Raw genomic sequence first — 23282 nt, 5'->3', positions numbered from 1 at the left:
CCGGAACCCCCCACCCCGCAGGCCCCGGCCCCCGCACCACACCCGCGCCCGGCGCTCCGACCCCGCAACCCGGGACGGCACCCGCGCCCGGCGCTCCGACCCCGCAACCCGGGACGGCACCCGCGCCCGGCGCTCCGACCCCGCAACCCGGGACGGCACCCGCGCCCGGCGCTCCGACCCCGCAACCCGGGACCACACCCGCGCCCGGCGCTCCGACCCCGCAACCCGGGACGGCACCCGCACCCCGCGCTCCGAACCCGTCACTCCAGGACGGCACCCGCACCCCGCGAACCGAGCACGAGCCCGCACCCGGAACCCGTCCGGCAGGACTGAAGCACCCCGGGCTCAGGCACACATACCGGCAACGAACCCCGGCCGCCGGCTTCCGGAACCGGCGACCCCCGAACGGCAACCCCTCAGATGCGTCGGCAGCTCTGAGAGAAGTCCCCGTCGGCCGGCCCCGACCGGACCCGACCCCGACCGGACTCAACCCGATCCGGGTTCACCCCGGCCCAGCCCGACCCGCCCCGGCCGCCCCACACGCGGGCGTGCGCCCCCAAGAACGCGCCCCGGCACCGCACAGCCGAACCAGCCGCGTCTCATCCCCCTACACCCACCCCTCCCCCTGGGATATCCGTATCGCGTCGACCCGATTCCGCGCCCCGGTCTTGCGCGTGATGGCGGACATGTAGTTGCGCACCGTGCCGTTGGACAGATGCAGTCCGCGCGCTATCTCGGCGACCGTCGCGCCCTCCGCCGCCAGCGACAGCACGCTCAACTCGCGTGGTGTCAGCGGCATCTCGGCGGCCTGCAGAAAGCCGAAGGCGAGCGACTCGTCCACGAAGCGCTCGCCCGCCGCGACCTTCCGTATGCCCTCCAGTAATCGCTGCGGCCCGGCGTCCTTGTTGACGTAGCCCAGGGCGCGCGCCTCGAAGGCCCGCCGGAGCAGCCCGGGTCTCGCCACGGTCGCCAGCACCAGCAGGGCGGCTCCGGTTCCGGTCATGCGCCGGGCGAGCTCGGCGGCGGCACTCAGTGTGCGCGAACCCGGGCAGTCGACATCCACGATGCAGACGTGAGGCTGCAGAGACCGCGCCATCCCCGGTGCGGTCTCCCACGGCGCGGACGCGACATCGAGGTCGCCTTCCTTCCGCAGCAGGGCGGCCAGCGCGGACCGCAGAAGGCTCGTGTCGTGCACCAGGAGTACCCGGATCACATCTCCCCCTTCACCTAGTCGACGCAGCGCTCCCCGCGCTGTCGTCGCAATTTCATACATCCGGATGCCCCGTCCTGGAGGCGAGAACCGGCCATGAGGGGGCGCAGGGGCGCACGCATGCTTCCCTGTGCGCCCGGCGCGCGACGGGGCATCGCACGCCCCTGCGGATGAGCTGCTGTGCTCCCGGTGAGCCAGGTTCCGGGCCGAGCCGCCACTGCCTCGGCACCCGCCGGACAGAGGGGCCGCCACCCCGGGCTCCCCAGGCCCGCGAGCGACATCACACCCCGAGCCGCCGCACCCCCGACCCACCGCACCCCCGACCCACCGGAAACCCGAACCCCCGGAAACCCGACCCACCGCAAGGCCTGGCTCCCAGAACAGCCGGTCCGCCTTACCCCGAACCCCCGCAAGCTCGAACCCCGGCCCCCAGAACAGCCGGTCCGCGGCCACACACCGGCCGTCGCCAACCCGCACCGCCACACCCCGGGCCTCGCGAAACCCCGACCGACCGCGGCCCCGGCCACCCCGGCGGACCCGCTCAGGCAACCCGCCCCCGGCGGACCCACTCCGGCGGACCCACTCCGGCGGACCCGCCCCGGCGGACCCACCCCCGAACTACCCCCGCCCCACCGGTCCGATCAACCCGCACACCGTCTCGATGTCCACCTTGACCTGGGCGATCGAGGCCCGCCCCGACAGCCAGGTGATCAGCGCCGAGTGCCAGGTGTGCTCGATGACGCGGACCACGGACAGCTGCTCGGGGGTGGGCGCGTCCGCCAGCCCCATGGCATCGAGGATGATCGCGGTGGTCAGCCGGGAGACGGTGTCGACCTCGGCGCTGACCGAGCGGTCGGCGAAGGTCAGGGCCCGCACCATGGCCTCCGCGAGGTGCGGTTCGCGCTGCATGGCGCGGAACGCCCGCATCAGGGTCTGGGCGACCCGGGCCGCCGGCTCGTCCTCGGTCGGCGGACGCTTCCGCAGCGTCTCCTGGAGCTGCTGGAGCTGGTCCTGCATGGTCGCGACCAGCAGATGGATCTTGGAGGGGAAGTAGCGGTAGAGCGTGCCCAGGGCGACGCTGGAGAGCTCCGCGACCTCGCGCATCTGCACGGCCTCGAAGCCGCCGCGGCCGGCCAGCTGGGCGCTCGCGTGCAGAATCCGACGGCGGCGAGCTTCCTGACGTTCCGTCAGGGGCGGGGAGGACGGCTTGGGTTCAGTGGTCATGTGTCCCATTCCGTTTCCGTGACATCCGTGGATTGCGTCGAAGGCTGCGGAGGACCCGGGTCCGCCCGGGACCCCTCTGGCCTGGGGCTCGGGGGCCCACCGGCAGGATCCGGACAGCATGGCAGGGGTCGCGCCGTGGCGCGAATCACCTGATCGAGCCCTTCCGGGTCCGCTACCTGCCGGTAGATTCGATGCTCCTTGAACGATCAAGTCTGTAACTTGTTCTAGATTAGCGCGAGCGGTTACGCTCCGGCAGAACTGCAGTCAGAAGGGGGCCGAGAGTGACCGCTGAGGCCGTGCAGGCAGCCGCGCGTCGCCCCCTTGGCGGGGTGTCCGCGGCCGACGGCGACCGCCCGTTGCGGATCGCGCTGCTGACCTACAAGGGGAACCCGTTCTGCGGGGGACAGGGCGTGTACGTCCGCCACCTCTCCCGCGAGCTGGCCCGGCTCGGGCACACCGTCGAGGTGATCGGTGCCCAGCCGTACCCGGTCGTCGACGAGGGCGTCACCCTCACCGAGCTGCCCAGCCTGGACCTCTACCGGCAGCCCGACCCGTTCCGCACCCCCCGGCGCGGCGAGTACCGGGACTGGATCGACGCCCTCGAAGTGGCGACCATGTGGACCGGCGGTTTTCCGGAGCCGCTCACCTTCAGCCTGCGCGCCCGCCGCCACCTCGCGGCCCGTCGCGGCTCCTTCGACGTCATCCACGACAACCAGACCCTCGGCTACGGGCTGCTCGACGCCGGCCGGCTGGGCGCCCCGCTGGTCACCACGATCCACCACCCGATCACCGTCGACCGGCGGCTCGACCTCGACGCCGCCACCGGCTGGAAGGGCCGGCTGTCGGTGCGCCGCTGGTACGGCTTCACCCGGATGCAGAAGCGCGTCGCCCGCCGCCTGCCGTCCGTCCTCACCGTCTCCGGCTCCTCGCGGCAGGAGATCGTGGACCACCTCGGTGTGCGCGAGGACCGCATCCACGTGGTGCACGTCGGCGCGGACACCGCCCTCTTCTCGCCCGACCCGGCCGTGCCCGAGATACCCGGCCGGATCGTCACCACCTCCAGCGCCGACGTCCCCCTCAAGGGGCTGATCCACCTGATCGAGGCGCTGGCCAAGCTCCGTACCGAGAACCCCCGGGCCCACCTGGTCGTCGTCGGCAAGCGCGCCGAGGACGGACCGGTCGCCGCCGCCATCGAGCGGTACGGCCTCACCGGCGCCGTGGAGTTCGTCAAGGGCATCACCGACGAGGAGCTGGCGGATCTGGTCCGCGGTGCCCAGGTCGTCTGCGTGCCCTCGCTCTACGAAGGCTTCTCGCTGCCCGCCGCCGAGGCCATGGCCACCGGCACCGCGCTCGTCGCCACCACCGGCGGCGCCATTCCCGAGGTCGCCGGACCCGACGGCGAGACCTGCCTGGCCGTGCCGCCCGGTGACGCCGGAGCCCTGGCCGGCGCCCTCGGCCGCGTCCTGGACGACGACGACCTGCGGCGCAGACTCGGCGCCGCGGGCCGTGAGCGCGTCCTGAGCCGCTTCACCTGGGAGCAGGCCGCGCGCGGCACCGCCGAACGCTACCGCGAAGCCATCGTGCGACAGGCCCGGACCGCACCCGCCGCCTGAGCCCGACCCCCGGGCCCCCGACGTCCCCACCCAGCAACGACCCGCCGGACGAAAGCAGACGCCTGTGCTGACCGTCGACTTCACCCGCTTCCCGCTCGCCGCAGGCGACCGCGTGCTCGATCTGGGCTGCGGCGCCGGCCGGCACGCCTTCGAGTGCTACCGGCGGGGCGCGAAGGTCGTCGCCCTCGACCGCAACGCCGAGGAGATCCGCGAGGTCGCCACCTGGTTCGCCGCCATGAAGGAGGCCGGGGAGGCCCCCGCGGGCGCGGAGGCCACCGCGATGGAGGGCGACGCGCTGGCGCTGCCCTTCCCCGACGACAGCTTCGACGTCGTGATCATCTCCGAGGTCATGGAGCACATACCCGACGACAAGGGCGTGCTCGCCGAAATGGTCCGGGTCCTCAAGCCGGGCGGCCGGATCGCCGTGACCGTGCCGCGCTACGGCCCGGAGAAGATCTGCTGGGCCCTCTCCGACGCGTACCACGAGGTCGAGGGCGGCCACATCCGCATCTACCGCGCCGACGAACTCCTGCGGAAGATGCGCGAGGCCGGACTCCGCCCGTACGGCACCCACCACGCGCACGGCCTGCACTCGCCCTACTGGTGGCTCAAGTGCGCCTTCGGCGTGGACAACGACAAGGCCCTGCCGGTCAAGGCGTACCACCAGCTGCTGGTCTGGGACATCATGAAGAAGCCGCTGGCCACCCGGGTCGCCGAGCGCGCCCTGAACCCGCTGATCGGCAAGAGCTTCGTGGCGTACGCGACCAAGCCGCACACCCCCAAGGGCGCCCTCGGCGACGGACCGGAGGCACAGGCGTGACGAGCCCCGGCCGCACCGAACGCCTCGTCCTGCCGGGAGTACTGACCGCAGGACAGGCCGCACAGACCGTGGCGGGCATTCTCGCCGTACAGCGCGCCGACGGCGCCATCCCCTGGTTCCGCGGGCACCACCTCGACCCGTGGGACCACGTCGAGGCCGCCATGGCGCTGGACGCCGCCGGCGAGCACGACCGCGCCGCGGCCGCCTACCGCTGGCTCGCCGACCACCAGAACGCCGACGGCTCCTGGTACGCGGCGTACCCCGACCGCACCGACGGCGTGGCCGCCGACGACCCCACCGACCGCGGGCGCGAGACCAACTTCGTCGCCTACGTGGCCGTCGGCGTCTGGCACCACTACCTCTCCACCGGCGACGACGCCTTCCTGGACCGGATGTGGCCCACCGTCTACGCCGCCGTCGAGTTCGTCCTCGCGCTGCAGCAGCCCGGCGGACAGATCGGCTGGAAGCGGGAGGACGACGGGACGCCCGTGGCGGACGCCCTGCTGACCGGCTCCGCCTCCATCCACCAGGCCCTGCGCTGCGCCCTGGCCGTCGCCGAGCAGCGCGGGGACGCGCAGCCCGACTGGGAGCTCGCGGCGGGCTGGCTCGGCCACGCCATCCGCCGGCACCCGGAGCGGTTCCTCGACAAAAACCGGTTCTCCATGGACTGGTACTACCCGGTGCTCGGCGGCGCCGTCACCGGGCCGCAGGCCAAGGAGCGCATCGAGGCCGAGTGGGACCGCTTCGTCGTCCCCGGCCTCGGGGTGCGCTGCGTCTCCGACCGGCCCTGGGTCACCGGCGGCGAGAGCTCCGAACTCGCCCTTGCGCTCTGGGCGATGGGCGAGTCCGACCGCGCGGTGCAGATCCTCCGGTGGATCCAGCACCTGCGGTCCGGCAACGGGATGTACTGGACGGGCTACGTCTTCGAGGACGACGCGGTGTGGCCGGAGGAGCTCACCTCCTGGACCGCGGGGTCTCTGCTGCTCGCCGTCGCCGCGCTCGGCGGGGACGAGGCGACGACGGCGGTCTTCGGCGGCGAACGGCTGCCGTCCGGCCTCGAACCGGACTGCTGCTGAGCGCGGCCGTACGGCGGCTGCTGAGCGCGGTCGTCCAGCGACGCGGGTGACGGCGGGCCGGCCGGCAGCCGGTTGACGGGCTCGGCCGGTCACGCGAGGCGGGAGCGGACCGGCCGGGAACGGGACGGCCCGGGAACGGGACGGAACCGGCCCGGGGAGACGGAAAGACGAGGCGCCGGGCCGGCGCCGGAGTTCCGCTCCGGCCGGCTGCTCAGACGCGGCGCAGCCGGCCGGCGACCGCGTGCCCGATGAAGAGGTACACCACGGCCGGAAGACCGTAGTTCAGCAGCACACGCAGCCAGTCGGGGTCCACGGTGAACAGGTCGTGGGACCAGCCGGCGAGCCAGTGGGCGGCACCCTGGACGAAGTCGACCAGGTCGTTGGCCCGGTTCGCGTCGAGCCAGTACATGACGATCCACAGGCCGAGGATCACGGCGGCGATGTCCGCGATGGCGGCCAGGATCGTGGCAGCGGTGTTGCTTCCTGAGCTGTGGCGTCTCGACATGGAACTCGTGTTGCCACTTCCGTTCGGGGGAAACCCGCGGCGTGAGTTGACGGGCGTGGTCCGTCGGGGGCGGGGCGCCCCGTGCCGCCGTGGCCGGCACCGCACCGTTCGCCGGTCCGGGGCGCGGACGGCGGGCCCCGTCCGGCACCCGCGGCCGGTCACCGCCCGCCCGGCGGACGGCCGGTGGCCCGTGTCGGCTCGCCCCCGGCCGGTCAGGTGTTCAGCTCGGCCAGCACCTGGAGCGTCATCGGGTCGGGTGCGGTGACCAGGAGGTCCGTCACCCGTCCCTTGCGCCAGAGTTCGAGCCGTTCGGCGATCCGCTCCGGCGGTCCGACCAGCGATATCTCGTCCGCGAACGCGTCCGGCACCGCCTCCACCGCCTCCGCCCTGCGGCCTTCGAGGAAGAGCCGCTGGATGCGGCGCGCCTCCTCCTCGAAGCCCATCCGCGCCATCAGGTCGGCGTGGAAGTTGCGGGCCGCGTGCCCCATCCCGCCGATGTAGAAGCCGAGCATCGCCTTGACGGGCAGCAGTCCCTCGGCCACGTCGTCGCAGACCTGGGCGCGGGCCATCGGCGCCACCATGAAGCCCTCGGGGGCGTCCGCGAGCGACGCCTCGTAGACCTCGGTGCGCAGCGGCGACCAGTACAGCGGCAGCCAGCCGTCGGCGATCCGGGCGGTCTGGGCGATGTTCTTCGGGCCCTCGGCGCCGAGGAGCACCGGCAGGTCGGGGCGGAGCGGATGCGTGATCGGCTTCAGCGGCTTGCCGAGGCCGGTGGCGCCGGCACCGCCGTAGGGGTGGGAGTGGAAGCGGCCGTCCAGCTCCACCGGGCCCTCGCGGCGCAGCACTTGGCGTATGACGTCCACGTACTCGCGGGTCGCGGTCAGCGGGCTCGCCGGGAACGGCCGCCCGTACCAGCCCTCGACCACCTGCGGACCGGACAGACCCAGCCCCAGCATCATCCGCCCGCCCGAGAGGTGGTCCAGGGTCAGTGCGTGCATCGCGGTGGCGGTGGGGGTGCGGGCGGACATCTGCGCGACGGCGGTGCCCAGCCGGATGCGCGAGGTGTGGGCGGCGATCCAGGTCAGGGCGGTGAACGCGTCGGAGCCCCAGGCCTCCGCCGTCCATACCGAGTCGTAGCCGAGCCGCTCGGCCTGGACGGCGAGTTCGACGTGGCCGGGGTCGGGTCCGCGTCCCCAGTAGCCGAGCGCGAGGCCGAGTCGCATGCCGTACCCCTCCCCGTGTGACCCTGTGAGGCACAAGAACTGACGTTACGTCAGATCGCTAGCCGACGTGCCGACTCTACGGGGGCCCCGACGCGCAGGCAACGGCCCCTCGCGAACCGGCCGCGGCCGCACGGGGGAGGCCACCGTGCCGGCGGGCCGGTGCGGGACCGCGGGGCTTCGAGGGCGTGGGGCTACGGGCTGTGGTGCTTCAGGGCCGTGGTGATTCGAGGCCTCAGGGGCGCGAGGCGGACACCGGCGCCGGGGCCGGATACGCCGACGGCCCCCCGCCCGGGAGGGGCGAGGGGCCGTGCGTGAGTCCGGCCGTGGCCGGTTCAGCCGCGCTGAATGCCGGTCGTGTCCTGCAGGACGCCGCGCCGGCCGTCCTGCGTCTGCGCGATGAGCGCCGCTCCCCGCTGGTCGACCGCCAGGTACCAGGTGCCGGGCGCCAGCTCGGCGATCGGCGTCGGCGAGCCGTCCTCGGCGTACAGCGGGCGGGAGACCGGCACCGCGAACCAGAACGGGGCGAACTCGCCGCCGGCCGGCGCCTGGCCGCCCTGCGTACCGGCCGCCGGGCCGGGCTGGGCCGCCTGCTGCTGACCGCCGTAGGGCTGCTGGGCGGTGGGCTGGCCCGCCTGCGCACCGTACGGGGACGGGGCCGCCTGCTGGCCCGGGTAGCCGTAGCCCTGCGTCGGCGCCGCACCGTACGGAGAAGGTGCCTGCGGCCGGGGCGCGCCCATCAGCGCGGCCTGGAGCGCCGGGATGCGGGTGTTGAGCACGGCACCCGCGGCGAGCGCGACAGCGGCGATCACTCCGAGGATCTGGCCGACGCCGTTGTCCGCGGGCAGCCCGCCCATGAGCGTCCACAGCCCGGTCCAGGCGGCGAACACCGCGAGCGCCAGGCCCCACTGGTCCAGCCCCAGGCCGGCGATCTTGCGCCCGGCGGGCAGGAAGCGGGCGCCGACGATCAGGCCGGCGGCGATGATGCCGGCCAGGTAGAGCGAGGGGAGTACCGGGAACAGATCCGAGTCCCACGCGTTCGTGCTGCAGAACTCGGTGTCGCAGGAGTAGAAGTCGAGGAACGAGGCGATGAACAGCAACACCGCTGCTCCGATCACCACGCCGTCGCCTCGAGTGAGGGAGCGGATGTTCACGTGTTAATCCTTATTCGGTCTCGTCGGTGTCGCTGTCGCCGGTACGCGTGGGCGTGCGGCGCGGGGGTGGGCCCCATCGTACGGATGAATGTAGCGGGCAGTTGCGCGGGGTGTCCGCCACGTCACACACGTCGGTGATTTCCCCTCTTCCCCGCCAATTCCCCGTTGAGTCGATGATTCCTACTTCTTCAGGAAATCCTCGATACCGTTTGCGATGCCCCGGGCCGCGTTCTGCCGCCATTTCGAACTGGTCAGATCGGCCGCGTCGTCGGGGTCGCGCATGTTGCCGCACTCGATGAACACCTTCGGCACCGTTGACAGGTTGAGCCCGCCGAGGTCGGACCGGACGTCCAGGCCGGTACCCCCGCCGATGTAGTTGGACGGGCGGCTGCCGGTCTCGCGGACGAACATGCCGGCGATCCGCTCGCCGAGTTCACGGGAGGGTTTGACGATGCCGGAGGTGTCGGCGTCGCCGCCCCGGACGGACGCCGGGAGAATGACGTGGAAGCCGCGGTTGCCGGTCACCGACCCGTCCGCGTGGACCGAGACGACGGCGTCGGCCTTCGCCTTGTTACCGATCCGGGCGCGCTCGTCCACACAGGGCCCGTACGGACGGTCGTTGTCCTGGGTCATCTTCACCGTCGCGCCGCGGTCCGCGAGCAGGGTCCGGATACGCCGCGAGACATCGAGGGCGAAGGCCGCCTCGCTGTAACCGGAGTTGGTGGCGGCGCCGGTGGTGTCGCACTCCTTGCGGTGCGTACCGATGTCCACCGACTCGGCGATCTCGCCGGTGTGATCGCGGTTGTGGAGGTTGTGGCCGGGGTCGACCACCACGACCTTGCCGGCCAGTGGGCCGTCGGGTGCGGGGGAGTCGCCCCGCTGCCCCGCGCCGTCACCACCGCCGGAGCCCGTCCCGCCGCGGCTCTTGTCCGGGCCGGGCCGGGAAGCGCCGGCCGAGGGAGCCTGCCGCGACGGCTTCACCTCGCCGCCCTCCGGTGTGCGGCCGTCGGTCCGGGCCGCCGCGGACGGCCGGGACACGGCCTCCTTCGCCCGGCCGTCGTCCGTCCCGCCGATCGCCTGCCAGCCCAGCCAGCCGGCGAAGCAGGTCGGGACGAATACGGACAGAACGATGAGCGCGGTGCCGCCGGGGCTGCGCGGGGGCGAGGGAGGGCTGCCGTTGGACACTCCGTGATGCTAGGGCATCTTCCGGGCGCCTCTCTCGCCCGCGAGCAAGCTGCCCCCTCTCGCCCGCGTGCAAGCTGCTCCCTGTCGGGGCGGTGCCGGCTCCTTCGGTGTGGCGGCACCCCGCCCGGCTCCGTCCGGACCGTTCAGACGCCCGTCCCGGTGCGCCGCAGGACATGCAGGGAGCCCGCCCGGGAGACCTCGCTGAAGCCCCCGGACTCCAGGGCCCGCCGGTAGATCCGGTACGGCGCCTGACCGCCGTCGGCCGGGTCCGCGAACACGTCGTGGATGACCAGCAGGCCGTCCGGGGCGACGTGCGGGGCCCACCCCTCGTAGTCGGCCGTCGCGTGCTCGTCGGTGTGGCCGCCGTCGATGAAGACCAGCCCGAGCGGCATCCCCCACAGCGCCGCCACCTGCGGGGACCGGCCGACCACCGCGATGACGTGGTCCTCCAGCCCGGCGTGGAACAGGGTGCGCCGGAACGTGGGCAGGGTGTCCATCCGGCCGACCTCCGGATCCACGACGTCCGCGTCGTGGTACTCCCAGCCGGGCTGCTGCTCCTCGGAGCCGCGGTGGTGGTCGACGGTGACGGCGACCGTGCCGCCCTCGCGCGCGGCGTCGGCCAGCAGCAGGGTCGAGCGGCCGCAGTAGGTGCCGACCTCCAGCAGCGGGAGACCGCGGACGGCGGCCTCGGCGGCCGCCTCGTACAGGGCCAGGCCCTCGTCCACCGGCATGAAGCCCTTGGCCGCCTCGAACGCGGCGAGTATCTCCGGCTTGGGGCCCGAGCTCATGGGGGTCCTCCTGGTCGTACGGCTGTGACCGCCCATGCTGCCCGATCGCCTGCGGCGGGAGCCGGGTGGGTAGGCGTTGCGCGGGCCCGGGGCGGGCCTCCGGGCTCCTACGCTGAACCGGCCCGAACTGATCGCAGGATCGCAGGAGGGAAGCACCATGACCCCATCTCTGCCGGGAGGCATGCCGGAGGCGGCACCGAAGGCCCCGACGGGAACCGCGTCGGAAGCCGTCCCGCGGCCCGTGTCCGGCCCGCCCCTCCCGGAGCCGGACCTGGCGGTGCCCGAGCCGGAGCCCGCCCCGGTGATCCCCGACTTCCCGGGCCGCGGGCGGCGCGTCCTGGTCACCGGGGCGGCCCGGGGCGTCGGGCGGGCGGTGGCCCATGCGTTCGCGGCCAACGGAGACCAGGTCGCCGTCCACTACGGGACCAGTCGCGAGGAGGCCGAGGCGACCCTCGCCGGCCTGCCGGGCTCGGGGCACGCCCTGGTCGGCGGCGACTTGTCGGACCCGGAGGAGACCGAGGCGCTCGTCGACGCGGCGGCCCGGGCGCTCGGCGGCCTCGACGTGCTGGTGAACAACGCGGCCATCATGGCCCCGCACCCGCCGGCCGCCACGCTCTACGCCGAGTGGTCCGCCGCGTGGCAGCGGCACACGGCCGTCAACGTGGTGGGCACGGCGAACGCCAGCCATCTCGCCGCCCAGCGGATGATCGCCCAGCGGACGGGCGGGCGGATCGTCAACATCGGCTCGCGCGGCGCGTTCCGGGGCGAGCCCGATCATCCGGCGTACGGGGCGACGAAGGCCGCCGTGCACGCGCTCGGCCAGTCCCTGGCCGTGGCCCTGGCGCCGTACGGCATCGCGGTGGCCTCGGTCGCGCCCGGGTTCGTCGAGACCGAGCGGGTCGCCCACCGGCTCACCGGGCCGGAGGGCGAGGACATCCGGGTGCAGAGCCCGTTCGGGCGGGTCGCCCGGCCCGGCGAGGTCGCGGACGCGGTGCTGTGGCTCGCGTCGCCGCAGGCGCAGTGGGCTTCGGGGACGGTGCTCGATCTCAACGGGGCGTCGTATCTGCGGACCTGAGGGGGCGAGGGCGTCGCCGGTCCCCGGGTGCGGGCTCGGTGCCGCTGGGTGCGGGGGGCCGTGACCGGGTGCGGGCTCTCGCGCGGGTGGTGGGTGGTGCCGGGTGCCGGGGCCTGCGGGGTGGGGGGGTTCCGGAACGTATATTTACGGCCCTGGGGGCCACAAATACACGGAAGCTTCCGGAACCCCCCACCCCTCCGGCCCCGTCCCCCTCCCGCGCGTCGGCGGCTCTCCCTCGGTGGTGTGTTGGTGGCCCCGGCGCTGTGCGTTCGGGTGTCACGGTCCTCTCGTCTCGTCAGTGGCTTTCCGGGGTGGCAACTGCGTGGTTCGGGTGTCGGCGCCGAACGGCGTTCTGCGGTGCGGGTGTCAGGTGACATCCGTCGTGCGGGAGAGCGATTCCGGCCCGGTGTCAGCGGTCTTCCCAAGTGTCGGGCGCTGCGTTATACATGGGGCCCATCGGCTAGAACGCGTTCTAGGCCTGCTCCGGGCCGGACGCGTTGTTCGGGCCGACTTCGGACGACCCCGGTGCGACCGACGGTGCGGACGGCCGTGCCGGGGTCCCCCACACCCACCCGTGGTGAAGGAGCAGACCCGATGCCCATCGACGTCGGACAGGCCCTCTCGGCCGAGCCCCGCCGGACGGATCTCGCCTGGGACCACAAGGACATCCAGCTCTACCACCTCGGTGTGGGCGCGGGGATCCCCGCCACCGCCCCGGACGAACTCCGCTACACGCTGGAGAGCAGGCTGCACGTCCTGCCCAGCTTCGCCACCGTCGCGGGCGGGGCCCTGGCGGCCGCCGGGGGACTGTCCTCGCCCGGGATCGACGTCGACCTCGCCTCCGTACTGCACGGTGGCCAGCGCATCGAACTGCACCGGCCGATCCCCGTGCGCGGCACGGCCGTTCAGACCTCCCGGATCGCCGCGGTGTACGACAAGGGGAAGGCGGCGGTCATCGTGCTGCGCTCCGCCGCGGCCGACGACGACGGAACGCTGTGGACCAGCGACACCCAGATCTTCGTCCGGGGCGAAGGCGGCTTCGGTGGTGAGCGGGGGCCCTCCGGCCGGCTCGAAACCCCCGGCCGGGAGCCGGACCGGACCGTCGAGCGCCCGATCCGCGAGGACCAGGCGCTGCTCTACCGGCTCTCCGGCGACTGGAACCCGTTGCACGCCGACCCCGAGTTCGCGAAGCTGGCCGGCTACGACCGGCCGATCCTGCACGGCCTCTGCTCGTACGGCATGACCCTCAAGGCCGTGGTGGACACCGTGCTCGGCGGCGACGTGAGCCGGGTCCGCGCCTATGCCACGCGCTTCGCCGGGGTCGTCTTCCCGGGGGAGACCCTGCGCATCCGGATGTGGCAGGAGACGGGCCGTATCCAGGCCACGGTGACCGCCGTAGAGCGGGACGACGCACCGGTCCTCGCGGACACCGTGGTGGAGCACTCCTGACCGAGCCGGCTCCCGTGAACAACCCGCACGCCGTCCCACACTCGTCCGCTCCGGCCATCACTCGCCCGGCACCGGGAGGCGGCGGCTCCGCCGTCGCCCCCACCGCCCGTGAAGGGAGCCCATCGTGCGCGCAGCCGTCCAGCAGGAGATCGGGCAGGACAAGCTCGAAGTCGTCGACGGGATCGAGGCGGTCGGCTTCGGCCCCGGGAAGGTGAGACTCCGGATCCGGGCCACCGGACTGTGCCACTCCGATGTCTCGGCGATGAACGGTGTGCTGCCGCAGCCCGCCCCGTTCGTCCCCGGTCACGAGGGAGCGGGCGAGGTCATCGACGTCGGCGACGGCGTGACCGGGCTGAGCCAGGGCGACCGGGTCCTCGTCTGCTGGCTGCCCTCCTGCGGCAGCTGTCCCTCGTGCCGGCGCGGCCAGGGGCACCTCTGTCTCACCGGGTTCCTCAACGCCGGGACCCCGAACTTCAAACGGGCCGGCGGCAGCCCCGAGGACGTCTTCGGCTTCGCCGGAACGGGCACCTTCGCCGAGGAGGTGGTGGTCGGCGCCGGGTGCGCGGTCCCCATCCCGGACGACGTGCCGTACGACATCGCGGCGCTGATCGGCTGCGGTGTCACCACCGGCCTCGGAGCCGCGCTGAACACCGCCCGGGTGGAGGCGGGTTCGTCCGTCGCCGTCATCGGCTGCGGCGGGGTCGGCATCAGCACCATCCAGGGCGCACGGGCGGCCGGCGCGGCGCAGATCGTGGCGGTCGACCCCGTCGTCTCGCGGCGCGAGGCGGCCCTGCGCTTCGGCGCCACCGAGGCCGTCGCCCCCGAGGAACTGGCCGACGCCAAGGCCCGGATCACGGGGGACGAGGGCTTCGACTACGTCTTCGAGGTCGTCGGGAAGTCCGCCACCGCCCGGACGGCGTACGAGACCACCCGCCGCGGCGGCACCCTCTGTGTCGTCGGCGCCGGGGCGATGGACGATCACCTCCAGGTCAACATGTTCGAGCTGTTCTTCGACGAGAAGCGGATGCTGCCGTCGATGTACGGCGGCGGGGACGTCCTCCGGTCCTACGAGCGGGCGATCGCCCTCTGGCGGGCCGGCCGTATCGACCTCCAGGGGCTCATCACCCACCGGGTCCGGCTCGCCGACATCAACGACGCACTGGACCAGATGCGCACGGGTGAGGCCCTGCGCACCTGCATCGAGATCTGACGGCGGACCGGACCGAGCGGGTCCGGCGGACGGCTCCGGAGGATCGGGCGGCCGCGGCCGGTGGTGGTTCCCGGGCCGGGCCACTGGACGGGCCCCGGGGCCGACGGCCGGACCCGAGCACCGCCGCTCTTTCCGACGACCGTCCGAGCGCCACCGCACGAGAGCGCCCGTGGCAACCGTCCGAGTTGCGCGCCGCACGGCCGTCAGAGCGCTCCGGGACACCGCCAGAGACTTCTGAGAGGACACGTATGCCATCGCAGGGACTGCCCCTCGACGGAAAGGCCGCGATCGTCACGGGTGCCGGTCGCGGCCTCGGCCGCGCGGAAGCCCTCGAACTGGCCAGGCTCGGTGCCCGCGTCATCGTCAACGACTACGGGCAGCCGGGGCGGGACGGTTCGGGCGCGGCGTCGGCCACCCCCGCCGAGGAGGTCGCCGCGGAGATCCGGGCCGCGGGCGGCCAGGCCGTGGCCCACCTCGGCGACGTGGCGGTGTTCGAGCAGGCACGGGCCATGGTCGACCTCGCCGTCGGCCTCTACGGCTCCCTCGACATCCTGGTCAACAACGCGGGCATCCTCCGCGACCGGATGGTCTTCTCGATGACCGAGGACGAGTGGGACGCGGTGATCCGGGTCCATCTGAAGGGTCACTTCAACACCACGCGCTTCGCCGCCGAACACTGGCGGGAACGGGCCAAGGCGACGGGCGGCCCGGTGCACGGCCGGATCGTCAACACCTCCTCGGAGGCGTTCCTCGCCGGCTCGGCCGGCCAGCCCAACTACGCCGCCGCCAAGGGCGGAATCGTCGGGCTGACCACGTCCACGGCCGCCGCGCTCGCCAAGTACGGGGTCACCGCCAACGCCATCTGCCCGCGCGCCCGCACCCGGATGACCGAGGACGTCTTCGCAGGCTTCGGAGTTCCGGAGGACGGCGGGCTCGATGTGCTCGCCCCGGAACACGTCGCCCCGCTCGTCGGCTATCTCGCCTCGCCGGCCGCCACGCGGGTCAACGGGCAGGTGTTCGTGGTGCACGGCGGAATGGTCGCGGTCGTCGAACGGCCTCGTGTGGCCGCGCAGTTCGACTCCGCGAAGGAGACCTTCAGCCATGCGGAACTCGACGACCTGCTGACGCCGTACTTCGCGGAGCGCCCGCCGGGCGAGACCTTCGCCGCGGTGGAGGTCCTCGGCCTCAAGCGGGGGTAGCCCCACGGCGCCGGCCGGGCGGCACTACGGCCCGGCGCACCCGTGACGGCCCCCGGACGGTCGGCCGCGCTCGGGCGTACGGTGTCCCCCGCCGGACGCGCGGCCGGCCGCACGGTGTCCGGCGGGCCCGCGCCCGGGCCCGGAAAGCCGAAAGGCAGCCCCGGGCCGACGGACGGCGCCCGGACTGCCCGGCAATCCCCGTTACGACAGCCTCAGGAGTTCTGCTCCTGTGCGGGCCGCCGGTGGCGGCCGTGGACCGGCGTCTGCGCGTCCTCGGCCGCCGCCGGCCCCCGGTGCTTCCCACGGCTGGAAGCGCCCTCGGCGGCAGCTCCCTGGGGGCGCGCCTCGCTCGTGTTGGTTCGTGCTTCGGACATTGGTGACGTCACCCCGTCGAATCGCTTCGTGCTGTGCGCGAGGGCCGCGGCAGCGTGCAGTACGCCGTCCCGAAACGGCCGACGACAGTCGTCAATCGGCCAACCGCACAACATCGGTGAGTAACCGTCGGTGCCCGGTCTGTTCAGCTACGTAGCCCCCGGAGAATTCTAACCAGGCTGATGATCGTGCAGCTACCTGGTCCGAGCCATGGGAGCCTGCTGGAGAGGCACCGGACGGGACGGAGGGTGACTGGCTGAATCTTTACCCTGCCAGGGGTCGGCCATACCCGGCGGGCTACCCGTTCCCCACGCCTCCACAACCGGCTCGCTCTCCTCGGTCCAGGGGCGTGTGTCCAGCCCGGTGATGTTCGCACCGACAACGACCGGCACCTCCGGTTCCGGGTGCCGACGGTCCGCTGCCGGACCCGCCTCCGGCTCCGGCACGCTCCCGGTTCCGGCCGCGAAACCCCCCTCCGGCTCCGCGGAATTCCCCGGTCCTGCCGGGTGGTGCACCCACGGATCACGGATTTCCCCTTCGGCGTGTCGCGGCTCCGGGACGGGCAGCGGCAGCGGTACGGATCCGGCCTCGGCCAGCGGCTCCGGCCACGCTTGCGGTTGTGGCTGTAGCTGCGGTTGTGGGTGCGGCTGCGGTTCGGGGAACGGCTCCAGGGCCGGACCCGACGTCGGCGCCGCCACCGCCACCGGCACCGGCACCGGCACCGGCACTTGCTCAGCCACCGGCACCGGCACTTGCTCAGCCACCGCCACTGCCACCGGCACCTGCTCCGCCACCGGCACCGGCACCGGCAGTGCCACCGGCACCCAGGCCGGCTGTCTCCGCGCAGCCCGTGCGGGCTCCGCGGCCGGCTGCTCCACCTCTGCCGCCATCGGGCCCGACGCCTCGGCCATCGGGCCCGACGCCTCGGCCACCGGGTCCGATGTCTCGGCCACCGGCCTCAAGGCCTCGGCCACTGCCCACGGCACTTCGCTCACTGGTCGCGCCGGTTCCGCCGACCCCTCGGCCGCCTGCCCCCGCTCCGCTCCGGGCATCGGCGCGGACTCCGCCGCAGCAACCACCGCCTCCGCCGCGGCAACGGCCTGTACGGCGGCAACGGCCTCCGTCGCGCTGACCGTTTCCGCTGCCGGAACCGCCCCATCCATGCGCGCCACCTCCGCCGTCACCGGCCCCCGCACCGCACGCGCCGGTCCCCGTGCCGGCCCCTCCGTCGGCCCGCGGCCCCCACCCGGCGCCCGATCCGCACCCGGTGCCCGATCCGTACTCGGGGCCGGACCCGCCTCGTCCGGTGCCCGACCCGCACCCGCACCCGGGCCCGCCGCCCGCGTTCCCGCCGTCATCCGGGCCAGTCCGCACGGCAGCTCGGCCGTGGCGTACGGCAGTCGCAGCTCGCCGTCCGGTGTCCACAGGCCCGCGCCCGCCAGCCAGCCGTGCGGGGGCGTGAGCTGCCGCAGCTCCCGGCCGGACGGCCGCCACACCCCGACCCGGCTGCCGCCGGCGCCGTCGATCCGCAGCGCCACCGCGCAGTTCTCCGGCATCAGCATCTGGCCCGGCTGGACGGCGAACGGGGTCACCGCCGCGTCCGGCAGCCGCAGCGTCTCGGGGAAGCGCACCGGGCGGCTGCTGCCGAGCACGCCCCAGCCGAGCCGTTCGTGGCCCGGCGCGTCCGACTGCACGAGCAGCAGCCCGCTGTCCGGATCGGCCAGCAGCAGCCGGTCGTTGCTCTCCTCGGTGATCTGGAGCAGCGGACTGATCGCGCCGCCCCGGCCCAGATCCACGGCGACCGTCTTCACCCGGCCGTCCGTCGGCTGCTGATCGAGCGCGAGCAGCCGGCCGGTACGGTCCAGCCAGGCGCCCCCAGAGCAGCGGCCGCGCAGTTCGACGACGTGTTCCGGCCGGACGGGGCCGCTGCCCGCCTCGCGGGGCCGCCCGTCGTACACCCGCCACAGCGCGGTCGAGTGTTCGCCGTGGGCGAGCGCGTAGGCGGCCGTTCCGCCGGGCACCGGCGGCAGCAGGGTGAGCCGCTCGCAGACGACCCCGCCGAGCGACAGTTCACCGGTGCCGGGGCCGGTGGGGTAGAGCAGTGAGAACGCGTACCGGTCCGCGACACGGCGGGAAATCAGCACCCGGCCGTCGGCGAGCGGCAGAACCTCGCTGTCCGGCTCCTCGGGCTGGTTGCCGGGCAGCGGGACGACGTACGGCTCCGGCCCGCCGAGCGTCCAGCGCTCGGGGAACCAGTTCCCGGTCTCCGCTCCCCCCGCCAGCCGCGCCCCGTACGAGCCCTCCGCGGAGATCGTCAGCGGCGTCGGTCGCAGGGTGCCGCTGTCCGCGGTGGTCTCCGGCGCTGGGGCACAGACCGTCATCAGGGGTCACCTCCGGCGCCCGAACCTAGTTTCGGCCGCTGCGGCCGAACAGTGCGCCTTCCCCCGCTTCACACATAAGGGTGTTGCTTGCCCGATTCCGCTGAGTTTTCAGGCCAGTTTGTGCTCCCGGTGGTGGGCGGGTGCGGCGCCGGTGGCACGTGGCGGAGCCCCCGCGCCCGGTCGCCCCTGTCCCCGTCATATCGCCGTCCCCGTCGCCGTCCGCGGCCCGGTGCGCCGCTCCGTGCCGGGCTCCGGCGCTTCCGCGAGGTGGCGGGCCCGGCGGCGGGAGGCCGGCGGCGGGAGGCCGGCCGGGCCGGCCTCCGGAGCCGGAGCGGTCCCCGGCCGGCCCCCGGCACGGTCCGGGCGGGGTCCCCCGGGTCGGGCAGTGGCAGCACCCGAGGACACTGGTGAGAGGTAACCTCTGACCCGTGCCCGCACTGTCTGAAGTCATCGCCGCGCTCGACACTCTCTGGCCCCCCGAGCGGGCGGAGCAGTGGGACGCCGTCGGCACCGTCTGCGGATCCCCCGACGCCGAGGTCTCCCGGGTCCTCTTCGCCGTGGACCCCGTGCAGCGCGTCGCCGACGAGGCCGTCGAACTCGGCGCCGACCTGCTCGTCACCCACCACCCGCTCTACCTGCGGGGCACGACGACGGTCGCCGCGTCCACCTTCAAGGGCCGCGTCGTCCACACGCTGATCAAGAACGACGTGGCGCTGCACGTGGCACACACCAACGCCGACCGCGCGGACCCGGGCGTCTCGGACGCCCTGGCCGGCGCCCTCGACCTGCGGATCACCGGCCCGCTCGTCCCGGACGCCACGGACCCGGCCGGCCGCCGGGGCCTGGGCCGGGTCTGCGAGCTCGACGAGCCGCTGACCCTGGAGGCCTTCGCCGGCCGCGTCGCCGAGCGGCTCCCGGCCACCGCCCAGGGCATCCGGGTCGCCGGCGACCCGGCCCGCACGGTGCGGACCGTCGCCGTGTGCGGCGGTTCCGGCGACAGCCTCTTCGACGACGTGCGGCAGGCGGGCGTGGACGTCTACCTCACCGCCGACCTGCGCCACCACCCGGCGTCCGAGGCCCAGGAGCGGAGCCCGCTGGCACTGCTGGACGCCGCGCACTGGGCCACCGAGTGGCCCTGGGTCCAGCAGGCCGCCGCCCAGCTCGACGAGATCTCCGACCGGCACGGCTGGAACCTGCGCACGCACGTCTCCCGCACGGTCACCGACCCCTGGACCGCCCACGCGGCGGCCCACCGTTCCCCCGCCCCCGGTGCGGGGAACGCCACCGACACCGCACCGCCGGGCCCCACGGGCGCCCGTACGGATGTCCCCACCCACACCTCAGGAGCCCCACGCTGAACGCCGCGCCCGCCGACCAGATCCGACTGCTCGACGTCCAGTCCCTCGACGTCCGCCTGTCGCAGCTCGCGCACAAGCGCCGCAGCCTGCCGGAGCATGCGGAGATCGAGACCCAGAACGCCGACCTCGCGCAGCTGCGCGACCTGCTGGTCGCCGCCCAGACCGAGGAGAGCGACACCGCCCGCGAGCAGACCAAGGCCGAGCAGGACGTGGACCAGGTGCGCCAGCGCGCCGCCCGCGACCAGCAGCGGCTGGACTCCGGAGCGGTGTCCTCCCCGAAGGACCTGGAGAGCCTCCAGCACGAGATCGCCTCCCTCGCCAAGCGCCAGGGCGACCTGGAGGACGTCGTCCTGGAGGTCATGGAGCGCCGCGAGTCCGCACAGGAGCGGGCCGGGGAGCTCACCGAGCGGGTGGGGTCCGTGCAGGCCAAGGTCGCCGACGCCGTCGGCCGCCGGGACGCCGCCCTCCAGGAGCTCGACGACGAGGTGGCGACCGTCACCAAGGAGCGCGAGATCGTGGCCGCCTCCGTCCCGGCCGACCTGATGAAGCTCTACGAGAAGCTGCGCCAGCAGCAGGGCGGCGTCGGCGCTGCCCGGCTCTACCAGCGGCGCTGCGAGGGCTGCCGGCTCGAGCTCAACATCACCGAGCTCAACGAGGTGCGGACCGCGGCCCCGGACGAGGTCGTGCGGTGCGAGAACTGCCGCCGCATCCTGGTCCGTACCGGCGAGTCGGGGCTGTAGGCCCCGTGAGTCGACGCTTCATCGTCGAGGCGGACGGCGGGTCCCGGGGCAATCCGGGGCCCGCGGGTTACGGCGCGGTCGTCCTCGACGCGGAGACCGGTGAGCCGCTGGCCGAGGCCGCGGAGTACATCGGCACCGCGACGAACAACGTCGCCGAGTACCGCGGCCTGATCGCCGGTCTGCGGGCCGCCCACGCCCTGGACCCGGAGGCCGCCGTCCGCGTCCGGATGGACTCCAAGCTCGTCGTCGAGCAGATGTCGGGCCGCTGGAAGATCAAGCACCCGGACATGCGTCCGCTGGCGGCCGAGGCGAAGACCGTGCTGCCGCCCGGCCGGGTCACGTACGAGTGGATTCCGCGCGAGCAGAACAAGCACGCGGACCGGCTCGCCAACGAGGCGATGGACGCGGGCAAGCGGGGTGAGCAGTGGCAGCCGTCCCGGTCGACGGCCGCCCTGGACAGCCCGTCCCGCACCGCCGCGGGGGAGCGGGCCGCGACGGCCGTGCCGGACGCGGACGAGCCGCTCCCCGAGCCCGCGCCCGCCCCGCTCGGCTACGCCGCCCCGGCCGACCTCGGCACCCCCACCACCTTCGTCCTGCTCCGGCACGGCGAGACCGCGCTCACCCCGGAGAAGCGCTTCTCCGGCAGCGGCGGCTCCGACCCCGAGCTCTCGCCCGCGGGCCGCCGCCAGGCCGAACAGGTCGCCGCGGCGCTCGCCGCGCGCGGCACGGTCCAGGCCGTCGTCAGCTCGCCGCTGCGCCGCTGCCGGGAGACGGCCGAGACGGTCGCCGGCCGGCTCGGACTGGACGTCCGGATCGACGAGGGGCTGCGGGAGACCGACTTCGGCGCCTGGGAGGGGCTGACCTTCGGCGAGGTGCGCGAGCGCTACCCCGAGGAACTCGACGCCTGGCTGGGGTCGGCGAAGGCTGCACCGCCGGGCGGCGAGAGCTTCGCCCAGGTGGCCCGCCGGACGGCCCTGGCCCGTGACAAGATCCTGGCCCGCCACGCGGGCCGCACGGTGCTGCTGGTCACCCATGTCACCCCGGTGAAGACCCTGGTCCGGCTGGCCCTGGGGGCCCCACCGGAGTCCCTGTTCCGGATGGAACTGTCGGCGGCCTCCCTCTCGGCGGTCGCCTACTACGCGGACGGCAACGCGTCGTTGAGGCTGCTGAACGACACCGGCCACCTGCGCTGAACCGAGGGCGCCGACCCGCGGACGCCGACCGAGGGCGCCGGCCCGCGGAGTCTGCCCCGCGGACATGGGCACGAGAGCGGTGGCCGCCTGCGTCGGCCACCGGTCTGCGCGGCTCTCCGCGGGTGCGGTTCTCCGCGGTTCGCTGCGTTCTCTGCGGCGAGGTCCGCAGCGGCGCTGTCCGCTGCGGTGCCGAAGGTGCGGGCTTCCGAACGGGAGCCCGCACTCTTCTCATTCCGCGCCGGTCGCCGGTCGCCGGTCGCCGGTCGCCGGTCGTGGGCCGTCGGCCGTCGGGTGGAAGCCCGGCGCTGCCGGGAACGGCGCTCACCGGGCTCGGGTGCGGCGCTCACCGGGCTCCGGATGCGGCGCTCACCGGGCTCCGAGACCGGCGCCGTCAGTGCACCTCGGTGACCACGATGTCCAGCTGCCAGGGCCGGCCCGGCTTCGCGGGCGCCTCGGCCTCCACCACGTGCCCGAGGTCCCGCAGGGCCGTCACGAGCTCCGCCGGGTCCGCGGGCTCCGCCCCGGTCGTCAGCAGATCCCGGACCAGCCGTCCCTTCGTCGCCTTGTTGAAGTGGCTGACCACCGACCGCTTCTCGACGCCGTCCACCATGCGCGCGTGCAGCACGCGGACGGTGGCGGTGCGTTCCGCGACCTCGCCCTTCGGCTTCCAGGCGGCCGTGTAGGCGGACGACCGCAGATCCAGCACGAGGCCGTCCCCGGCGGCGGCCGGCATGACCTGGGCCATCGGCCCCCGCCAGTACGCCCCGAGCGCGCCGAGTCCCGGCAGCTTCACCCCCATCGAGCAGCGGTAGGAGGGAATGCGGTCGGCGATCCCCAGCGCGCCCCACAGCCCGGAGAAGACCAGGAGCGACCGCTCCGCGCGGCGGCGCGCCGCGGCGTTGAGCGTGGCCAGGCCCAGGGCGTCGTACAGCACGCCCGTGTAGATCTCGCCGGCCGGGCGTGCCGGTGCGGTGCGCAGCCCCGCGTTCTTGGCGACCTCGCCCCGCAGCCCCTCGCTGAGCCCGAGGACCTCCCGCGCCTTCTCCTCGTCGCCGCCGCACAGCGACACCAGCTCGTCGAGCACCGTGGCGCGCGCCTCCCGGAGTCCGGGCAGCGACAGCCCCGCCGGGTCGAGCGGCGCTCCGGAACCGCCGGCGGCCTTTCCTTCGGACGGCGGCAACAGCACGAGCACGGAAGATCTCCTTCACACGGGTGAGCGGGGGCCGTGGCCGACCGGACAGGGCCCCCGCCGCAGCCTAACGGCCCCGCGCCCTGCCCCCGGACGGTCTGCCACCTCCCGGACGGCCTGCCACCGGACGCCGGGGCCGCCCCGGTGCCCCACGCAGCCGACCGCGGCGGCCGGCCCCGCCCGATCCCGCCTCCGGACCGCCACGGGTGTACACAGCAACGCCGAGAGCAGCGGCGGCCGCGTCGCGCTGTGCCACGATCGGGGGAAGAACTCTCCTTTCGTGGGCTGCCGGCCCCCTCGGTCCCTACGTTGTCGCGAGAC

Annotated in this window: 20 protein-coding genes; 10 read left to right on the top strand and 10 right to left on the bottom strand. The window is 74.1% G+C overall.

Annotated elements, in window-relative coordinates; translation table 11 throughout:
* Nucleotides 1–607: 607 nt before the first annotated feature.
* Together AC3EQ1_RS22810 and AC3EQ1_RS22805 are read right to left on the bottom strand one after the other, a co-directional pair.
* Nucleotides 608–1213: a response regulator transcription factor gene (locus tag AC3EQ1_RS22810; protein WP_432096201.1), complete on the bottom strand. Its 606-nt coding sequence runs from the start codon at nucleotides 1211–1213 to the stop codon at nucleotides 608–610.
* Nucleotides 1214–1828: 615 nt separating this feature from the next.
* On the bottom strand, nucleotides 1829–2434 hold the full coding sequence (locus tag AC3EQ1_RS22805) for a TetR family transcriptional regulator (RefSeq protein WP_432096200.1): 606 nt from the start codon (nucleotides 2432–2434) through the stop codon (nucleotides 1829–1831).
* 281 nt (nucleotides 2435–2715) lie between these two features.
* Here AC3EQ1_RS22805 and AC3EQ1_RS22800 point away from each other — a divergent pair, with 281 nt between their 5' ends.
* From AC3EQ1_RS22800 to AC3EQ1_RS22790, 3 genes are all read left to right on the top strand, one after another.
* Complete coding sequence (locus AC3EQ1_RS22800) at nucleotides 2716–4047, top strand: glycosyltransferase family 4 protein (protein WP_432096199.1); 1332 nt, start codon at nucleotides 2716–2718, stop codon at nucleotides 4045–4047.
* Between the two features lie 64 nt (nucleotides 4048–4111).
* Complete coding sequence (locus tag AC3EQ1_RS22795) at nucleotides 4112–4867, top strand: class I SAM-dependent methyltransferase (protein ID WP_432096198.1); 756 nt, start codon at nucleotides 4112–4114, stop codon at nucleotides 4865–4867.
* Complete coding sequence (locus AC3EQ1_RS22790; protein WP_432096197.1) at nucleotides 4864–5943, top strand: prenyltransferase/squalene oxidase repeat-containing protein; 1080 nt, start codon at nucleotides 4864–4866, stop codon at nucleotides 5941–5943. Before AC3EQ1_RS22795 ends, AC3EQ1_RS22790 begins: the two co-directional genes overlap by 4 nt.
* Before the next feature lie 211 nt (nucleotides 5944–6154).
* Here the strand turns inward: AC3EQ1_RS22790 and AC3EQ1_RS22785 are convergent, their stop codons facing one another.
* The 5 genes from AC3EQ1_RS22785 to AC3EQ1_RS22765 form a co-directional block, all read right to left on the bottom strand.
* The gene (locus AC3EQ1_RS22785; RefSeq protein WP_432096196.1) at nucleotides 6155–6448 is read right to left on the bottom strand and encodes a hypothetical protein; all 294 of its coding nucleotides are present in this window, start codon (nucleotides 6446–6448) and stop codon (nucleotides 6155–6157) included.
* Between the two features lie 212 nt (nucleotides 6449–6660).
* A complete protein-coding gene (locus tag AC3EQ1_RS22780) occupies nucleotides 6661–7671 on the bottom strand; it encodes an LLM class F420-dependent oxidoreductase (RefSeq protein ID WP_432096195.1) in 1011 nt (336 codons plus the stop codon).
* Between the two features lie 332 nt (nucleotides 7672–8003).
* A complete protein-coding gene (locus AC3EQ1_RS22775; RefSeq protein ID WP_432096194.1) occupies nucleotides 8004–8822 on the bottom strand; it encodes a DUF5336 domain-containing protein in 819 nt (272 codons plus the stop codon).
* Between the two features lie 180 nt (nucleotides 8823–9002).
* Complete coding sequence (locus AC3EQ1_RS22770) at nucleotides 9003–10007, bottom strand: N-acetylmuramoyl-L-alanine amidase (protein WP_432096193.1); 1005 nt, start codon at nucleotides 10005–10007, stop codon at nucleotides 9003–9005.
* Between the two features lie 143 nt (nucleotides 10008–10150).
* The gene (locus tag AC3EQ1_RS22765) at nucleotides 10151–10795 is read right to left on the bottom strand and encodes a class I SAM-dependent methyltransferase (RefSeq protein WP_432096192.1); all 645 of its coding nucleotides are present in this window, start codon (nucleotides 10793–10795) and stop codon (nucleotides 10151–10153) included.
* 157 nt (nucleotides 10796–10952) lie between these two features.
* Between AC3EQ1_RS22765 and AC3EQ1_RS22760 the strand changes: the two genes are divergently transcribed.
* From AC3EQ1_RS22760 to AC3EQ1_RS22745, 4 genes are all read left to right on the top strand, one after another.
* A complete protein-coding gene (locus AC3EQ1_RS22760; RefSeq protein ID WP_432096191.1) occupies nucleotides 10953–11870 on the top strand; it encodes an SDR family NAD(P)-dependent oxidoreductase in 918 nt (305 codons plus the stop codon).
* Nucleotides 11871–12464: 594 nt separating this feature from the next.
* A complete protein-coding gene (locus AC3EQ1_RS22755) occupies nucleotides 12465–13319 on the top strand; it encodes a MaoC/PaaZ C-terminal domain-containing protein (protein WP_432096190.1) in 855 nt (284 codons plus the stop codon).
* A gap of 124 nt (nucleotides 13320–13443) precedes the next feature.
* On the top strand, nucleotides 13444–14529 hold the full coding sequence (locus AC3EQ1_RS22750; protein WP_432096189.1) for an alcohol dehydrogenase catalytic domain-containing protein: 1086 nt from the start codon (nucleotides 13444–13446) through the stop codon (nucleotides 14527–14529).
* Between the two features lie 248 nt (nucleotides 14530–14777).
* Entirely contained in the window at nucleotides 14778–15728 is a 951-nt protein-coding gene (locus AC3EQ1_RS22745) for a 3-oxoacyl-ACP reductase (RefSeq protein ID WP_432096188.1), read from the top strand.
* Nucleotides 15729–15940: 212 nt separating this feature from the next.
* On the opposite strand, the gene AC3EQ1_RS22740 is transcribed toward AC3EQ1_RS22745, so the two are convergent.
* Both AC3EQ1_RS22740 and AC3EQ1_RS22735 read right to left on the bottom strand, forming a co-directional pair.
* Complete coding sequence (locus AC3EQ1_RS22740) at nucleotides 15941–16102, bottom strand: hypothetical protein (protein ID WP_432096187.1); 162 nt, start codon at nucleotides 16100–16102, stop codon at nucleotides 15941–15943.
* Between the two features lie 192 nt (nucleotides 16103–16294).
* The gene (locus AC3EQ1_RS22735) at nucleotides 16295–18481 is read right to left on the bottom strand and encodes a hypothetical protein (RefSeq protein ID WP_432096186.1); all 2187 of its coding nucleotides are present in this window, start codon (nucleotides 18479–18481) and stop codon (nucleotides 16295–16297) included.
* 428 nt (nucleotides 18482–18909) lie between these two features.
* Between AC3EQ1_RS22735 and AC3EQ1_RS22730 the strand changes: the two genes are divergently transcribed.
* From AC3EQ1_RS22730 to AC3EQ1_RS22720, 3 genes are read left to right on the top strand one after another with little or no spacing between them, the layout of a single operon-like run.
* The gene (locus AC3EQ1_RS22730) at nucleotides 18910–19839 is read left to right on the top strand and encodes a Nif3-like dinuclear metal center hexameric protein (RefSeq protein WP_432096185.1); all 930 of its coding nucleotides are present in this window, start codon (nucleotides 18910–18912) and stop codon (nucleotides 19837–19839) included.
* Nucleotides 19836–20579, top strand: a complete 744-nt coding sequence (locus tag AC3EQ1_RS22725; protein WP_432096205.1) for a zinc ribbon domain-containing protein — start codon at nucleotides 19836–19838, stop codon at nucleotides 20577–20579. Before AC3EQ1_RS22730 ends, AC3EQ1_RS22725 begins: the two co-directional genes overlap by 4 nt.
* Nucleotides 20580–20584: 5 nt before the next feature.
* The gene (locus AC3EQ1_RS22720; protein WP_432096184.1) at nucleotides 20585–21772 is read left to right on the top strand and encodes a bifunctional RNase H/acid phosphatase; all 1188 of its coding nucleotides are present in this window, start codon (nucleotides 20585–20587) and stop codon (nucleotides 21770–21772) included.
* Nucleotides 21773–22163: 391 nt separating this feature from the next.
* Here the strand turns inward: AC3EQ1_RS22720 and yaaA are convergent, their stop codons facing one another.
* Nucleotides 22164–22964 (bottom strand): peroxide stress protein YaaA, encoded by an 801-nt coding sequence (gene yaaA / locus AC3EQ1_RS22715; protein WP_432096183.1) that lies wholly within the window; start codon nucleotides 22962–22964, stop codon nucleotides 22164–22166.
* Between the last annotated feature and the right edge of the window lie 318 nt (nucleotides 22965–23282).

This window comes from Streptomyces sp. bgisy100 (assembly GCF_057709105.1).
The sequence above is the reverse complement of the archived record's forward strand: the minus strand, read 5'-3'. Positions and strand labels throughout refer to the sequence as shown.

Bases quoted from the DNA above. Each gene is read 5' to 3' on its own strand.
- AC3EQ1_RS22780 (WP_432096195.1), bottom strand. From the start codon at position 7,671: ATGCGACTCGGCCTCGCGCTCGGCTACTGGGGACGCGGACCCGACCCC.
- AC3EQ1_RS22785 (WP_432096196.1), bottom strand. From the start codon at position 6,448: ATGTCGAGACGCCACAGCTCAGGAAGCAACACCGCTGCCACGATCCTG.
- AC3EQ1_RS22805 (WP_432096200.1), bottom strand. From the start codon at position 2,434: ATGACCACTGAACCCAAGCCGTCCTCCCCGCCCCTGACGGAACGTCAG.
- AC3EQ1_RS22765 (WP_432096192.1), bottom strand. From the start codon at position 10,795: ATGAGCTCGGGCCCCAAGCCGGAGATACTCGCCGCGTTCGAGGCGGCC.
- AC3EQ1_RS22735 (WP_432096186.1), bottom strand. From the start codon at position 18,481: ATGACGGTCTGTGCCCCAGCGCCGGAGACCACCGCGGACAGCGGCACC.
- AC3EQ1_RS22755 (WP_432096190.1), top strand. From the start codon at position 12,465: ATGCCCATCGACGTCGGACAGGCCCTCTCGGCCGAGCCCCGCCGGACG.
- AC3EQ1_RS22745 (WP_432096188.1), top strand. From the start codon at position 14,778: ATGCCATCGCAGGGACTGCCCCTCGACGGAAAGGCCGCGATCGTCACG.
- AC3EQ1_RS22740 (WP_432096187.1), bottom strand. From the start codon at position 16,102: ATGTCCGAAGCACGAACCAACACGAGCGAGGCGCGCCCCCAGGGAGCT.
- AC3EQ1_RS22760 (WP_432096191.1), top strand. From the start codon at position 10,953: ATGACCCCATCTCTGCCGGGAGGCATGCCGGAGGCGGCACCGAAGGCC.